This window comes from Deinococcus frigens DSM 12807 (assembly GCF_000701425.1).
Taxonomy (GTDB): Bacteria; Deinococcota; Deinococci; order Deinococcales; family Deinococcaceae; genus Deinococcus; species Deinococcus frigens.
Map to the genome: position 1 here is coordinate 1 of NZ_JNIW01000030.1, position 14679 is coordinate 14679.

The 14679-nt window shown below is 65.0% G+C and carries 14 protein-coding genes; 3 read left to right on the forward strand and 11 right to left on the reverse strand.

The window, feature by feature from the left end:
- Positions 1-203: 203 nt before the first annotated feature.
- The 5 genes from Q322_RS21755 to Q322_RS23365 all read right to left on the reverse strand — a co-directional run bounded on the left by Q322_RS21755 (position 204) and on the right by Q322_RS23365 (position 6271).
- Complete coding sequence (locus tag Q322_RS21755) at positions 204-875, reverse strand: helix-turn-helix domain-containing protein (RefSeq protein WP_029478057.1); 672 nt, start codon at positions 873-875, stop codon at positions 204-206.
- Positions 875-1918 carry a DNA topoisomerase IB gene (locus Q322_RS0111500; protein WP_029478058.1) on the reverse strand — a complete coding sequence of 348 codons (1044 nt, stop codon included), beginning with the start codon at positions 1916-1918 and terminating at the stop codon, positions 875-877. The genes Q322_RS21755 and Q322_RS0111500 overlap by 1 nt, the downstream gene beginning before the upstream one ends.
- Positions 1918-4230 carry a uracil-DNA glycosylase gene (gene ung / locus Q322_RS0111510; RefSeq protein WP_084147950.1) on the reverse strand — a complete coding sequence of 771 codons (2313 nt, stop codon included), beginning with the start codon at positions 4228-4230 and terminating at the stop codon, positions 1918-1920. The genes Q322_RS0111500 and ung overlap by 1 nt, the downstream gene beginning before the upstream one ends.
- An 89-nt stretch (positions 4231-4319) precedes the next feature.
- On the reverse strand, positions 4320-5504 hold the full coding sequence (gene carA / locus Q322_RS0111515; RefSeq protein WP_029478059.1) for a glutamine-hydrolyzing carbamoyl-phosphate synthase small subunit: 1185 nt from the start codon (positions 5502-5504) through the stop codon (positions 4320-4322).
- Complete coding sequence (locus Q322_RS23365; protein WP_156953016.1) at positions 5501-6271, reverse strand: hypothetical protein; 771 nt, start codon at positions 6269-6271, stop codon at positions 5501-5503. The genes carA and Q322_RS23365 overlap by 4 nt, the downstream gene beginning before the upstream one ends.
- Positions 6272-6491: 220 nt before the next feature.
- Here Q322_RS23365 and Q322_RS0111525 point away from each other — a divergent pair, with 220 nt between their 5' ends.
- The gene (locus Q322_RS0111525) at positions 6492-7253 is read left to right on the forward strand and encodes an SDR family oxidoreductase (protein WP_029478060.1); all 762 of its coding nucleotides are present in this window, start codon (positions 6492-6494) and stop codon (positions 7251-7253) included.
- Between the two features lie 68 nt (positions 7254-7321).
- Here the strand turns inward: Q322_RS0111525 and Q322_RS0111530 are convergent, their stop codons facing one another.
- The 6 genes from Q322_RS0111530 to Q322_RS0111555 form a co-directional block, all read right to left on the reverse strand.
- A complete protein-coding gene (locus tag Q322_RS0111530; RefSeq protein ID WP_029478061.1) occupies positions 7322-8146 on the reverse strand; it encodes a cytochrome c oxidase assembly protein in 825 nt (274 codons plus the stop codon).
- Positions 8143-8805 (reverse strand): SCO family protein, encoded by a 663-nt coding sequence (locus Q322_RS0111535; protein ID WP_029478062.1) that lies wholly within the window; start codon positions 8803-8805, stop codon positions 8143-8145. The genes Q322_RS0111530 and Q322_RS0111535 overlap by 4 nt, the downstream gene beginning before the upstream one ends.
- 4 nt (positions 8806-8809) lie before the next feature.
- The gene (locus Q322_RS0111540) at positions 8810-9334 is read right to left on the reverse strand and encodes a copper chaperone PCu(A)C (RefSeq protein WP_029478063.1); all 525 of its coding nucleotides are present in this window, start codon (positions 9332-9334) and stop codon (positions 8810-8812) included.
- Positions 9335-9540: 206 nt separating this feature from the next.
- Entirely contained in the window at positions 9541-10671 is a 1131-nt protein-coding gene (locus tag Q322_RS24800) for a GGDEF domain-containing protein (protein ID WP_281173645.1), read from the reverse strand.
- 77 nt (positions 10672-10748) lie between these two features.
- Positions 10749-11675, reverse strand: coding sequence for a GNAT family N-acetyltransferase (locus Q322_RS0111550; protein ID WP_051668476.1), 927 nt, complete (start codon positions 11673-11675; stop codon positions 10749-10751).
- Complete coding sequence (locus tag Q322_RS0111555) at positions 11672-12610, reverse strand: GNAT family N-acetyltransferase (RefSeq protein WP_029478066.1); 939 nt, start codon at positions 12608-12610, stop codon at positions 11672-11674. The genes Q322_RS0111550 and Q322_RS0111555 overlap by 4 nt, the downstream gene beginning before the upstream one ends.
- Before the next feature lie 591 nt (positions 12611-13201).
- Between Q322_RS0111555 and Q322_RS0111560 the strand changes: the two genes are divergently transcribed.
- Together Q322_RS0111560 and Q322_RS0111565 are read left to right on the forward strand one after the other, a co-directional pair.
- A complete protein-coding gene (locus Q322_RS0111560; RefSeq protein ID WP_029478067.1) occupies positions 13202-14086 on the forward strand; it encodes an RIO1 family regulatory kinase/ATPase domain-containing protein in 885 nt (294 codons plus the stop codon).
- Positions 14083-14607, forward strand: a complete 525-nt coding sequence (locus tag Q322_RS0111565) for a DinB family protein (RefSeq protein ID WP_034418421.1) — start codon at positions 14083-14085, stop codon at positions 14605-14607. The genes Q322_RS0111560 and Q322_RS0111565 overlap by 4 nt, the downstream gene beginning before the upstream one ends.
- The last annotated feature ends 72 nt before the right edge of the window (positions 14608-14679 follow it).

Below are 14679 nucleotides of genomic sequence, written 5' to 3' on the forward strand. Positions count from 1 at the left end.
TAAACTGTGGTGGAGACGATATCTAGCCATATCGTCTCAATTTTTATCGTCTGGGAGCGGGAAAATCTACTCTGACTCAAGCCCTAAACGGGGTGAAAATGATCCTGACAAGTTTACTGTCTACGGGACGGTCACTTACGATCCCAGACCACAGAAGCCTCAGATCGTGGAGCGGAGGGCCACAGGGGTCGTCCGCCGTTTCTTCATTTGTCCCGCTGCCCACGCAGCGGCGCGAGGCCGAGCTGAAGCGTATGCACCTGTTTCACGTCTGGCCGGTGCTTTTCGCGGTAGCGCAGCAGCAGGGCGGCCAGCTCACGTTGCAAGGCTTTGGCGTCGTCTTGGCCCAAACGCAACTGATCGTTGGTGTACCACGCGGCAGGGGCGCTGGGACGCAGCATTTCCTCTTTCTGCCAGCCGGGTTGATCGTCCGGGGCAGCTTCCCAGTAGAAGGTGGAGCCGTCACTGTACAGCCGCAGGTGCCAGCCGTGTTCCCCCTCCACCGCCGACAGCAGCCCGCTCCCTAGCTCCTCGCGCTGCGCCGCGTCGCGGGCCAGGAACAGTTCCAGCAGCGTGGCCTCCTGCGCCGCCTGAAAGCCCACCACGAAGCCGTCCGAGACGCTGCGGTAGCGCTTGACCGGGCGGCCCCGCCCGTGCTGGACAGAGACCACCTCAATCAGCTCCAGCGCCAGCAGTTGGCGCACGCGGTACAGCATGGTGTCGCGCCGCACGCCCAGCAGATCCGCAGCCTCGCTCAGCGTGCGTTCCTGACCCAGAAAGGGCATGAAGTAGTGGGCGTCACGCGGGCTGAGCAGCATCCGCACCGCGTCGGGAGACTGGATGTGGTGCCAGTTCTGGACCGATTCGTAGCCCATCATCAGGCGGCTTTTTTCCGCCGTTTACCCTTCACTTTGAGCGCCTTCTCGCTTTCCAGCAGCCGCTTGAGCGCCACCTCGCTGCGGCCCAGACCCTCCAGTTCGGCGCTCACTCGTCCGGCGCGCGGTTCGTAGTCGTCCAGCACCTTGCCCTCCAGGTAGCGGTCAAAGATGACCGGGCAGATGTAACTGCCCCGCGTGACGGCAGGGGTGTTGCCCAGATCCTCGGCCACATGTTTGACGCAGTCCACCAGTACCTTACGGGCCGCCCGCTCGGTCCCGGCCACGCCTGCCTCGGCCAGGTACTCGGCGGCCAGCAGCGTGCCGCCCCAGGTGCGGAAGTCCTTGGCGGTGAAGGGGCCAATCACTTCTTTGAGGTAGGTGTTCAGCTCCGGCGCGTGGACCCGGCGGCGGCCCTCGTCACCCACGGTCTGGAACAGCCACGGGCCGGGCAGCTCCAGCAGCCTGCCGATGTTGCTCGCCAGCGCCGGATTGCGCGTCGCCTTGTGCTGCGTGATGCCGTGCTTGCCCCGGAAATGAAAGGTCACGGTGTTGCCCTCCACCTTAACATGCCGTTGGCGCAGCGTGCTGAGGCCGTACGTCTTGTGCTGCCTGGCGTAGGCGTCGCTGCCCACCCGGAAATGCGCGACGTGCAGCAGCCGGGTCATGAGAGCCATGATCTTGCGCGGCGGCAACCCATGAAGGCGCAGGTCAGAGGTGGTCACGTCCCGCAATATTGGTAGCGCCATGGCAAAGCGCGTCAGCCGCTGCCATTTTTTCAATGCGCCCGCCTGCACAAAATCGGGGTGATAGCGGTACTGAAGGCGCCCGGCGGCATCACGGCCAAAGGCCTGCAACTCGGCGTCGGCCTCGGGCGAGACAAAGACCTCGGTGTAGGCGGGCGGCACGGCCAGGCTGGCGATGCGCGCGATGCCGCCCTCGTTGTTGTAGCGCGTCCCGTCCGGCCAGAAGTATTTGAACTTCCTGGGATCATGGCCCTCGCGGTGCAGGTATTCCTCCTGCAACATCTCGGTGCGTCCGGGCATTACTCCTCCGCCTGCATCGGCAACTGCCAGTTGATCGGCGTTTCCCCGGCCTCCTCCAGCGCGACGTTCACGCGGCTGAAGGGCCTTGTGCCCATGAATTTGGTCACGCTCAGCGGGCTGGGGTGAGCGGATTCCACGATGACGTGCTGGGGGTTGGTGATCAGCTTGCCCTTCTTGCGGGCGTACGCGCCCCACAGCACGAAGACCACGCGCTGCTCTTTTGCGTTGACCGCTTTGATGACCGCGTCCGTAAACGCTTCCCAGCCCTTGTTGGCGTGACTGTTGGCCTGCCCGGCGCGCACGGTCAGCACGGCGTTCAGCAGCAGCACGCCCTGCTCGGCCCAGGCCCGCAGGTAGCCGTGGCGCGGCGGCGTGAAGCCGGGAATGTCGGTCTGCAACTCCTTGTAGATGTTCTGGAGGCTGGGGGGCACCCGCACGCCGGGCCGCACGCTGAAGCTCAGGCCGTGCGCCTGCCCTGGGCCGTGGTACGGGTCCTGCCCCAGAATGAAGACCTTGACCCCATCCAGCGGCGTGAAGCGCAGCGCGTTGAACACGTCGGCGGCGGGCGGATAGATGGTCTGCGCGGCGCGTTCCTCCACCAGAAAGTCCTTGAGTTCGTGGAAGTACGGCGCGGCGAATTCGCCTTCCAGCGCGGCCTTCCACGACTCGGGCAGTCCGGCGGGAATGATCGGTTTGGCGGCATCGGGGGCGTTTCCAAACAGGTCTGGTTGATCGCTCATGGGATTTCTCCTGGGGGCTGGGGGTTTGGCGAGGGTCTTTCTGACAGGCTTAGCGGGCAGTCCCCGCGCAACCCTTTCCGCGCGGATGGCGGCTTTCTTGCGGCTGCCGTGCCTGAGGTAAATGCGTTTCGCTTCGGTGCCGAATTCCGGCGAGGCGCGGGCGGCGGCAATCCGCGCGCGGGCCAGCCGCCCAGCCCTGTTCTCGTCCACGATGGGCGGCGGGTAATTCAGGCGCGCGGCTCCGCTCCACTCCCAGGGCGCGTGCAGAAAATCGCCTGGAATGTCCGCCAGCTCCGGCACCCAGCGGCGGATAAAAGTACCGTCGGGGTCCTGCTCTTTGGCCTGCCGGGTGGGGCTGTAGATGCGGACGCGGTTGATGCCCACCGTGGAACTCTGCATCTGCATCTGGGACCAGTGGATGCCGCTCTCGTTGTCCAGCCACTGCCGCGCCAGGAACAGGCCCGGCTGCCGCCAGTGCAGCCACAGGTGCTGGCTGGCAAAGGAAACCAGCATGGCCCGCATGCGGAAATTGAGCCAGCCGGTCTGCCGCAGCATCCGCACGCAAGCGTCTATGAGTGGGTAGCCGGTCTGCCCGTGCGCCCAGCGGTCAAAGGATTCCGGATTCCATTCGTCCTCGCGCAGGCCGTCCAGGGCGCGGTTGAGGTTGCGAAACTCCATGCCCGGCTCGGATTCCAGGCGCTGCATGAAGTGGCAGTGCCAGTGCAGGCGGCTTTCGTAACTTCGCAGGGAGCGCACCCAGCGCGGATCGGCCCAGGTGTCGCCGCGCACGGCGGCCAGGCGCTGACGGGTGGCCCCCACCACCGTGCGCAATGAAACCGTGCCGTAAGCCAGCGGCCCGCTCAGGCGCGAGCAGGCGTGTTCGGCGCTCAGGGGGCTGCTCAGCTCGCGCATGTAGTTCACGCCGCGCACAGTCAGAAAGGAATCCAGGGTGGCCCGGCCCACCGATTCGCCGCCGGGGGGGATGGTCTTGTCGTTCGCCTCTACACCAAGTTCAGAGTGGGTCATGATCCGGCAGGGCAAAATGGCTGTGCCGCACAGCTTTTCCGGCGCGGGCAGCGGAGGTGTTCCCAGCCGCTCTTCCCAGGCATCGGCCCAGCCGTCGCGGTTTCGCATCCCGCGCACCACGCCGTTCTGCGGCAGCTCGGTCAATAGCACACCACGCGCCCGCGCCCAGGCCCGCACCCGCCTGTCCCGCGCAAAGGACACGCCGTTGCCCGTTTCCTGGTGTGCCCAGACGCCGCCCAGCGCAAACTCTCGGCTCAGTTTCTCTAGAACCTCTACCGCCTCGCCCCGCCGGATGACCAGCGGCGTTCCCAGCCCGCGCAGCTTGCCGTCCAACTCGCGTAGACAGTCGTTCAGATACGCCAGGTGCTGCCCACTAAATTCCTCGTGCCCAAGCTGTTCCGGCTCGTAGATGAACACCGGCAGCACTGGCCCACGCGCCGCCGCCTCGCGCAACGGCAGATGGTCCGCGACGCGCAGGTCCTTCTTGAACCAGACGAGCTGAACGGGGCCGGATGGTGCGCCGCTGGATTGTGCAGGAACAGGCACGCCGCAGTCTTATGCAAGGCTGCGGCGTGGACGGTAAGAAGAGACAGGTTGGGGCTTTGGAAAACCTGAAGGCGGGCAGGTGAACGGGGCTAGACGCCCAGTCGCCCGGTCAGCGCCTTCTCGGCGGGGGTGCCCGTTGCGCCATCAAAGGCGTCAATTTCTTCAATAAAGCGGTCAAATAGATAGCGGCTGTCGTGCGGCCCCGGCGAGGCTTCGGGGTGGTACTGCACGCTGAAGACCGGGTAGCGGCTGTGGGCCATACCCTCCAGCGTGCCGTCGTTGAGGTTGATGTGGGTGGCGACAAATGCCCCGTTGGGGATGCTCTCCAGGTCCACCGCGTAGCCGTGGTTCTGCGCGGTGATTTCCACGTTGCCGGTCAGCAGATTCTTGACCGGCTGGTTGCCGCCCCGGTGGCCGAATTTCATCTTGAAGGTCTGGCCGCCCGCCGCCAGCCCCAGGATCTGATGGCCCAGGCAGATGCCGAAGGTGGGCAGCAGGCCCATCAGTTCCCAGGCGGTCTTGTGGGCGTATTCCAGCGGGGCCGGATCGCCGGGGCCGTTGCTCAGGAACAGGCCGTGCGGTTGCAAGGCCATCACCTGCGCCGGGGTGGTGTGCGCCGGGACCACGATGGGTTCGATGCCCACCTCCGACAGCCGCTCGATGATGGTGTGCTTGATTCCAAAGTCCATGAGAACCACGCGCTTGCCGTGGCGCAGGGTGGGGAAGGCATAGGGCAGGGCGGTGGTCACGTCCTTGGTCATGTCGAAGCCGTCGATGTCCTGATGGTCCCTGGCACGCTGCACGTACACGCTCTCCTCTTCCGGGGAGAACTCACCGTAGGGGTCCTTGGGATGGGTGTACGAGCGGTGTGCGATCACGCCCTTGACCACGCCGCCCGTCCGCAGCCGCCGCACCAGCGCGCGGGTATCGATGCCCTGGATGCTCACCACACCGTACTGCTGCATAAAGGCTTCCAGCGACTGCTGCGCGCGGTAATTGCTGTACTCGCCGGAAAATTCGCGGGAGATGAAGCCGCGCACGTAAGGCTTGTTGCTCTCCATATCGTAGATCGCCACGCCGTAGTTGCCCACGTGCGGGTACGTGATGGTCACGATCTGCCCGTTGTAGCTGGGGTCGGTCATGATTTCCTGATAGCCGGTCATGGAGGTGTTGAAGACCACCTCGCCCACGGTCTCGCCCCGGTGCCCAAACGCGTAGCCCCGGTACACCGTGCCGTCTTCCAACGCCAGAATCGCGCGTTCTTTGCGAATCATTTTAGACTCCTTTTGGGTTGTTGCCGCTGGAAACTCCAAATGCCGTAGTCAAGCAGACGAGCATTGAGATCAGGACGCTCTGATTTAAGATGTTTCACAGCCTCCGAAACGAGATTCTGCGCTTTCCTCAGTCCGATAGCTCCCTTCGGTCTACTTAAAGCATCTTCCAGAAATCTAAGCACCATACGATCTGGCTTGATTTTGTCATCTGAACCCGCAAGCATGAAAAAATATGTTGTGGAGATGCCGCTTTTTTGTCCCGGTATCTCACAGATCTCCTTTTCAATTTTTGCGAGCTTAGTCTCAAACTCTTTTGTCAAAAGCCTTTCGATGTCTTGGAAAAAGTTAATATCATTTTCACAGAGAACAGCCGCAAAACGCCTAACAGCATCTGCCTTGAGAATTCCACTTCTAGTAGAGGTCCTTTGGCGATTTACGAAAACATCATCTGCCAACTGCTCAACACTGAGTCCTTCAAGAGCTTTGAGAAAACTTTCGATGGATATTTGTTCTTCTTCTAGAGGGAGTTCATTTCCTTTTTCTCTAAGGGTTTTTATCTGAGGTTTAACATGTTTTGACTGAAGATAGTCACAACAGCGACGGACTGTATTCTGTACGCCCTTAAAGTTGACACCTATTGAGAACACGGAGTCTACAACGCAGAGCGGCAGGCTTCGATAGAAGTATTCCTCGCCCAATTTGAGCGACTTCAAATCAAGATGCTTCCTACAATGGGCTGCTACTCTCTCGCTATCACTGTCAGGCATTTCCCCTCCATTCGCGCCTCACTGGACGCAATTCATGGTGTGTAGCGTAGGGCATCGGCGGGTTGCCGGGTGACCCCTTGCTCTAGGGGGGCATTATCCACTCTCCGGCCACAACAGCCTCTGCCCCGGCTCACCTTCTGCGGGGGCAGGCTTACAATCCGGCCATGCCACACCCAGCCCACCCTAGACGCTCTCCAGACCTGTCCATGCTGAAAACGGAATGAAAGCCCCATCTGAGCAGCCCATTCTCCTGATCACTGGCGCGGGCCGGGGCATCGGCGCGGCGACGGCCCTACTGGCAGCCTCGCAGGGCTACGCGGTGGTCGTCAATTTTCTGCACGACGCGGCAGCGGCAGATGGCGTGGTGGCCAACATCCGGGAGGCGGGCGGACAGGCGATAGTCGTACAGGGTGACGTGTCCAAAGTGAAAGACGTGCGGCGCATCTTCGATGAAGCAGAGGCGGGGCTGGGGCCAGTGGATTTTCTGGTCAACAACGCCGGGATCACGGGCGGGCTCGGCCCCTTCGCGGCAGTGCGCCCGGAAGCACTGGAGGCCGTGCTCGACACCAACGTGCTGGGTGTGATGTTCTGCGCTCAGGAGGCGCTGCGGCGCTGGCAGGCGTCCGGCACGCGCGGCGTGATCGTCAATGTCTCCTCCGGCGCGGCGCAGACGGGCAGCCCCGGCGAATACGTGCATTACGCCGCCAGCAAGGCCGCCGTGGACGCTTTCACGGTGGGCCTGGGCCGCGAAGTTGCGCCGCAGGGCATCCGGGTCTGCGGAGTCGCCCCCGGCATGACCCTGACTGACATTCACGCGGCAGCAGGCGAACCGGACCGCCCAGCGCGCGTGGCCCCCAGGATTCCGCTGCGCCGTCTGGCCGCCCCCGAGGAAATCGCGGAGGCCATCGTCTGGCTTCTCAGCCCGGCGGCCTCCTACGTGACCGCCACCACCTTGCAGTGCAGCGGCGGGCTGACCTCGTAACGCAGCCCATTAAAAACCCCATCCAATCGCCGTTTGACCGGGCGAAGGATGGGAAAAAATGGCTGTGCTCAGGTGGGCGGCGTCGCCTCGTTGCCCCCGGTCAATTCCACCAGCCACTGGAAGAGTTGAATGAATGCCAGTGCCAGGGCGGGAATCCCAGCCAGCATCATGATCCAGCCCGACAACTGCTGATTTTGCAGCGGCGAGAGGTTCCACAGGCACAGCGCGTTCACGTAGGGCGTGTACAGCACGTTGGGCGCGTACAGCCACACCGAGGCCACCGACATCATCGGCAGCGCCGCCAGCAGGCCAAAGCCTCCGCGCGATCCCATCCCGGCGGGCTGCACGTTGGGCAGCGGGCGCAGAATGACGCTCCAGACCAGCAGGCTGCTCAGCAGGTACAGCGCGGGCAGCAGCGCGGCGGCGGTGTTGGTGACCACGCTGGCATTGAACCCGGCGGGCACGTTCCAGAAGATGATCACGGCGGCCCACACCGCCAGCGCCACCCACGGGTCCAGCAGGACGCCCAGCGTGCGGGCCACCGCGCCACGCGGATTGATCTTCACGCCCCTCGGAATGCCCAGCACCAGCAGCGGCGGCACCACTTCGGCCAACAGCATCAGGCGGCCCATGTACAGCGCCATGCTGCTGCCCGTCAGCGTGGCGGCGCGGCTCTGGGTGGTCAGCAGCAGCAGCACCAGGCCCAGCGCGAACAGCACGGCCCGCCAGACCGGCCAGCGGGCGCGGCCCTCGGGGCTGCGGCGCGAGACGATAAAGCGCCAGAGGTAGTATCCGGCCACCAGCAGTGTGGGGATCAGGAACAGCAGATCGGGGGCCGGGATCAGCAGATCAGCCAGCGTGGGATCGAGGTTGACGGGAGGTGGCGTGTTCACTGGGAGGTCTCCAGCACCTGCCGCACGTCGGCCACCACACGGTCCACCTGCGGCAACTGGGTGTAGTCCCACAGCAGGCGCAATTTGCCTGCACCGTCGATCAGGTAGGTGGCGGTGGTGTGGTTCATCTGGTAGTCCGCGCCCCCGACCTCCACCCGCTGGTAGCCCACACCGTACTCGCGCGCCACCTCGCTCAGGGCGGGTTCGGGAATGCGGATGCCCTCGGCCTTGCCGAAATATTCCACGTACTGCTTGAGGCGCTCCGGCGTATCACGGGCCGGGTCCACGCTGACCAGCACAGTCTGAAACCGGTCACGCTCGCCCTCGGGCAGGGCCGCTTTCACCCTGTCCAGGTACGCCAGCGTCAGCGGGCAGATGTTGGGGCAGTGCGTGAAGCCGAAGAACAGCGCCGTGACCCGGTTGCCGTCGCCCGGCACGAAGGCGTAGGGCCGCCCGTCCTGATCGGTTCCCTTGAAACCCGCCGCCGCCGTGCCAGCGTTATACGCCGTGCCGTAAAAGGGGTAGGGACTCTTGACGCGCGCAAAGACCCAGGCCGCGCCCAGCAGCAGCGCCACCGCCAGCAGCGCCAGCAGCGCCGACACGTACCACGGGCGAGCGGGCGCGGCCTGGATTTCAGAGGATGCGGGCAACTCGGTCATACGCTCAGGGCCTCCTGACGGTGGCCTTGAGGGCAAAGGTCCGTCCGTCGGGGGCGCTCAGGGTCAGGGTCAGGGTTTCACCGACTTTCAGCGGGCGCTTGAGCTTCATCAGCATCAGGTGATCGCCAGTGTCGCTCAGGAGCAGCTTGCCCCCGGCGGGAATGGTCAGCGCCGCAGTCATACTCATGCCCTGCATGCCGCCAGCCGATTTCCTGGTGACCATCAGCAGGCCCTGTCCGGCGACGGTAGCCCGCACGCCGCTGATCACAATCGGCGTTTGACCCGTGTTGATCAGGGTGCCGAAGACACTGGTTTCCCTGATCATGGGCGGCACGGCCACCACAGTGGCATTCATGGCCCTGAGCGGCAGCGTGCCAGCAGACTTTTTAGCCGTCGGAGCGGGCATGGGCATGCTGTGGTCCATCTGCTGGGCCAGCGCGGGCGAATTCAGCCCAGCAGTGAGGCCAGCAGTGAGGACAGTGACAAGGGCAGCGCCGAGCAGCGTCCGGCGGGAGGTGGGGGGGGACATGGGGCAACTCCTTGGTGAATGTGCGGCGGCAGCGGCCAAAACTTACAGAACAGAACTCAGAGAACAGAACCCAGAGAGCAGAACTTACAGAACAGGGGCCGCCTGCCAGAGACCGCCGCAGTCTAGGCCACGCCAGCGGGCTGAATTGTCCCCGCGTGCCAGCGTTTCCGCAGTCCAGCCGCCGGGCTAGCAGTCCAGCCGCCGGGCTAGCGCGAGGAGGTCAGTTCCGGCAGCGCGGCGCTGAGGGCCAGGGCGTCGCCGGACAGATCAGCGGCCTGCACATCGTCCATGTTCATACGGGCGCGGCCCGCGTGCTTGGCGCGGTACAGGCGGCGGTCCGCCAGATTCAGCAATCCCGCCGCGTCGTGGGCCTCGCTAGCCAGGGCCGCGCCGACGCTGACCGTGACGCGGGGCAACGCCTCCGGCCAGTCCTGCTCGGCCAGCGTGCGGCGAATGCGCCCGCAGATATGTTCCAGCACGGCCCGCTCGCCCGCAGCCACCAGCAGCACGAATTCCTCGCCGCCCCAGCGGGCCACCAGATCGCCGGACCGGGCGCAGGCCCGTAGCGTCTGCCCCGCAGCCACCAGCACCTGGTCGCCGGTCTCGTGGCCGTGGGTGTCGTTGACCGCCTTGAACAGATCGATGTCGATCAGCAGGAGTCCGATGGGCGCAGTCCCCTCGCCGGGTGCGGGCGGGGTCATGGCAACGGGCCGAACCGAACTGGTCTGCGGCCCGTAATGGTCCTCCAGCCGCCGTTCCAGCGAGCGGCGGTTGAGCAGACCGGTCAGCGGATCAGTCAGGGCCAGGTCCGCGTAACGCGCGGTGCGCGACAGCTCCTGCTGAATCTGTCGCCCGGCCACCGTCATCTGCCCGATCAGAAACATCAGGAACCCGGTGTACAGCAGCGGCACCGGATCGGTGGGCCAGTGGCGCAGCACCAGCGCAGCCAGCGCCATGTACAGCAGTCCGCCGCGCAGCGCGGCCTGTCGCAGCGGCAGCAGACCGAGCCACACCGCAAAAAAGAGCGGGACCGTCAGCGATTCCCGCGCCCCCAGCCTCAGATCACGTCCGTAAAAGTCCCACAGGAAATAGGCGGCTCCCAAATTCGCTGCCCACACCACCAGCGTATCCAGCCGCTGCGCCGAGACCTGGCGGCTCAGGATGGCGGGCAGCAGTGCGGCGCTCAGCAGGGCCACCAGCGCAGCCCGCCAGTTGCCGTGCGGCAGTTCTTGGGCGGCGATGGCCGCGTGAATAGCCACCGAACACGCGCACAGCACCAGGTAGCCCCGGCGGCGCGCGGCCTCCAGCCTCTGTTCGCGCAGAGCACTCTCCGACATGGCCTGCATTCTAGAGGGCCAGTTTTTCTGAGGGTCACTCCATCCAGCACGCCCGTTGAGCCAACCTTGAGTCAACGCTAATCCACGCAGGGGCCGGATGATCCGCGCGGTTCCGGTAGCGCCAGTTCCCAGGTCACCCACATGCGCTCCACGCGGTAGCCCAGCCGGGTATTCACACGCAGCATCGGCAGGTTCAGCACGGTGCCGCCCGTGCCCGCCCTGAGCCGCCTTTCCCTTCTGGCCCAGGCCAGGGCGCGGGCCTTGACCAGCGTCGCCAGTCCGCGTGAGCGGTGGTCCGGGTGGGTCACGGTGTTCTCACTCTCTACCTCTGACCCACGCGGGCTCAGCCGGGTCAGGGCCACGATCTCGCCGCGCCAGCGCACCATGAACACGGCTTCCTCGCGCACGATCATCTCGCGCAATCCTGCCCCGGTCAGGGGTTCGGGCGTGGTGGTGGGATTGCGCGGCGCGTCGGCCACCCCGCGTTCATGCAGCGCGTACAGCGCGGCCCAGTCCGCCTCCGGCGCGTCCGGCGGCAGTTGCTCGATCTCGTAGCCCCTGAGAAAGAGGCGTTCTTCCAGCGGTTGAAAGGCGGCGAAATCGAAATTTGCCAGCTCCAGATGCGCGCCCCAGGACTGCCAGGCATTGCGGAAGCCCGCCGCGTGGAAGAATTCCATCTGCTCGCTGAAGTCCTCGCGCGTCACGCCCAGCAGCCGCGAGAAACCGGGGGGCAGATCGGCCAGATGCGCCAGATACAGCGGCGTGAAGGCGGCCCCATCCCCGGCCAGATCCAGGCGCAGGGCGTCCGGCGTGGCGTCCCCGAAGGGCCGCAGATGGGCGGTGGCGATCACCTGCTGCCCCTGCACCGCGACGAGGCGGCGGCGCAGCGGATCGGCGCTTTCCCGGAAGCGTTCCGGCGGATAGGTCCAGTGGCCCCGCACGCTGTCGGTGACGAGGCGGGCGACGGCAGGGGCGTCGGCGTTCTGGAAGGGGCGGATATTCATGCGGGCTGCTCCGTGCACTGTGCTTCGTGAGCGATCCAGTCCGGCTCGATGTTCGCGCCCAGACGGCGCAACACGCCCAGGTAAGCACTGTCCTGACTGCTGCCCGCGACGTTCAGGAAGTCTACGCCGTTGGCCTGAAGCTGACGTGCGGTCCGGGCCAGCAGCGCCGTGGCCAGTCCCCGCCCCCGGTGCGCCGGGTGGACGATCAGCACGGCGTTCCAGGCGTGCAGGCGCGAGCGCTCGGGCAACGATAAGCCCACCGGCTCCCCGGCCTGCCAGGCGATGTGCGCGGCATTCCAGAGGGTGTCCTCGTCGGTTCCGTCCCCACCCGTCAGGGCGTCGCTGGCGGCAGGAATGGTGGGCAGGGCCAGCACTTTGTCCGCGCGGGTCAGGGCATACAGGGCGTGCAGGCGCGCGTCCTGCTGAAATGGAGCGGCGGCGGTCACGGTGTAGCCGTCGGCCTCAAGCTGAAGATCCAGGGTCCGCGCCGAAGCCGCCCAGCCGCGCAGATGAAAACCCCCGCCAAACGTGCGGTGAATCTCCCGGAAGCCCAGCGCCTCCAGATCGGGCCAGGCAGACAGGTAATCCTCGCGCACGCTGGTCCACAGGTGGCCGCGCCCAGCTTTCCGCACCTGCCCGGCGAGGTGGTTCAGCAGCGCCTGTGCCGTCCCGTCTGCACGGCAATCGGGATGGATGTGCAGGCCCAGCCAGCCGTGCGTGGGATGAACATCCGGCAGCCACAGCGAGGCCAGCCCGGTGACCTGTCCCTCCATTTCACTGACGACATAATCGTTCGGACGCTGCCCGAAGGCGGTTCGCAGCCCTGCGGCGGTGGCGTGAAAGTGCGGCTCCTGCGTGCTGTTCAGCAGCAGCGCGGCCACAAAGGCGTCTTGGGACCGGGGTGGGCGAAGCTGGATGCAGGCGGCGGGAGTCATGGTGACAGCATGGGGTGGTCACCGGAAAAATGCCACTTCAGGCTCTAGGCCAAATGGCGCAGCCGCTGAATATGCGCCGGGTGAATAAGAGCTATTCCTGCCGCCCAACGCCGGTCCTGGGTATCCGCCCCACCTTATACTCAGATCCCATACACAGAGAGGCTTGACAGGATTACGTCTGCGGCGTATTATGCTCATACCGGAACGGGAGCGCCGATGGTGTGTTCGCAGTCCAGCCCGGAGGAAGCACCGACTTCCCCAAGCATCACATCCAGAACAGGTTCAAGCAAACCGCGCCTTCTCCTACTTAGGGGGGCGCGGTTTCGTTGTGTCCAGTTGCGGCGGTTTCAGTCGTCCCGAGTTCGGTCTGCGTGCGAGTAAGCCGGATGGCCTACAGCGGCCCATTGCCTGCTACGCTCTGGCCATCACCGAAAAGGAGGTGCGCGTATGACTGAAATCAACATCACCCAATTTCCAGAGGCCCAGAGGAGAGAAACCCCAGCCCCCGCAAATCGGAGTCATTGTGCTGATCCAAGCCGTACTGCTGCCCCTGCTCTCGGATACATGCTGGCCTAGTTTTCAGAGGCACCCATGAACGCCCGCTGGCTCGATGCCGAGTTGGAAGGCGCGGACACCACGCCGGAGCGCCGCAGCAAGTTCAGGACAAAAAAGCTGCTGGGCCGCCGCAGACTGGACGACCTGACCGCCGAGAACCCAGACCAGATCGCGGACGACACCATTCGCCGATTGATCGATACCGGACACATCACCGAGATCGTCGCCGAACTCAAAAGCGGCAAGGAGGCCACCGCCTATGTGGCCCGTGGCCCGCGCGGCAGCGTGCTGGTCAAGCTGTACCGCGAACTGGAAGCCCGCAGTTTCAAGAACGACGCCGTGTACCGCGAGGGCCAGGTCATTCTGGACGAACGCGCCAAGAGGGCCATGCAGGGGCGCAGCCGCAAGGGGCTGGAGATGCTTCAGGAAGGCTGGGTCAGCGCCGAGTACGCGCACCTGTGGACGCTGTGGCGGGCGGGCCTGAGCGTTCCCGAACCGCTGGTCGGCCCCAACGTCAAGATCTGCGCCTCCACTGCCCCCGCCGTGCTGATGCGCCTGATCGGCAGCGAGGACAGTGTGGCCCCGCGCCTGAGCGACGCCCGACTGACCCCCGAAGAAGCTGGGAGTGCCTGGAAACAAGCCATGCAGGGTCTGGCCGACATGCTGCGGCTGGGCTACGCGCACGGCGACTACAGCACCTACAACCTGCTGTGGTGGGAGAACACCGTGATTATCATCGACTTTCCGCAACTGACCACCCGCCAGAACCCCAACTTCTCCGAATTGCTGCGCCGCGACGCCCAGAGCCTGGCGACTTCCTTCCGCAAGCATGGCGTCCAGGTAGGCGGCGAGGCCACCCTGCGTGAGGTCCAGCGCCTGGCACGCGGCAAGGGGCCGGAGCCGAGGATCGTGCTGCCGTGAATATTCCCGAAACCTATAGCTACCTGACCCGCGCCCGGCGTGACCTGTGGGCCGCCCTGGAAGCCACGCCCGACGAGGTGCTGTCCAGACCCGTGCTGTCCGGCAGCCGCTTCCACTCCATCAAGGATCTGGTGCTGCACATTCCGGCAGTGGAGGATTCCTGGATTCATGAGGACTTGCTGGCCGACGCGCCCGTCTGGGAGAGGGTCCCGGCCATACAGGGGGCAGAGGACGGCCCGGTCTATGCCGCCTTTCCCCTGGAGGCGTTGCTGGACTACTGGCGACAGGTAGAGGCTAGCACCCAGACGTATCTGGGCCGTCTGACGCCCGCAGAACTGGCCCGCGAAGTCGTGGTGAACGGCTCGGAGGGCGAGGAACGCTTTACCGTAGACGGCCTGCTGTGGCATGTCCTGATTCACGAGATGCGCCACACCGCGCAGATTGCCGTGCTGTTGCGGCAGGCAGGGATCAAACCGCCGTTTCTGGACCTGCTGAATTACCTGCCGGTAACGCAGAAATGAAGATCCGCACCGAGACGCCCGCCATCCACTGTAAGACGGCTTGCTGGCCTCCGCTGGGCTGAAGTTGCCCGC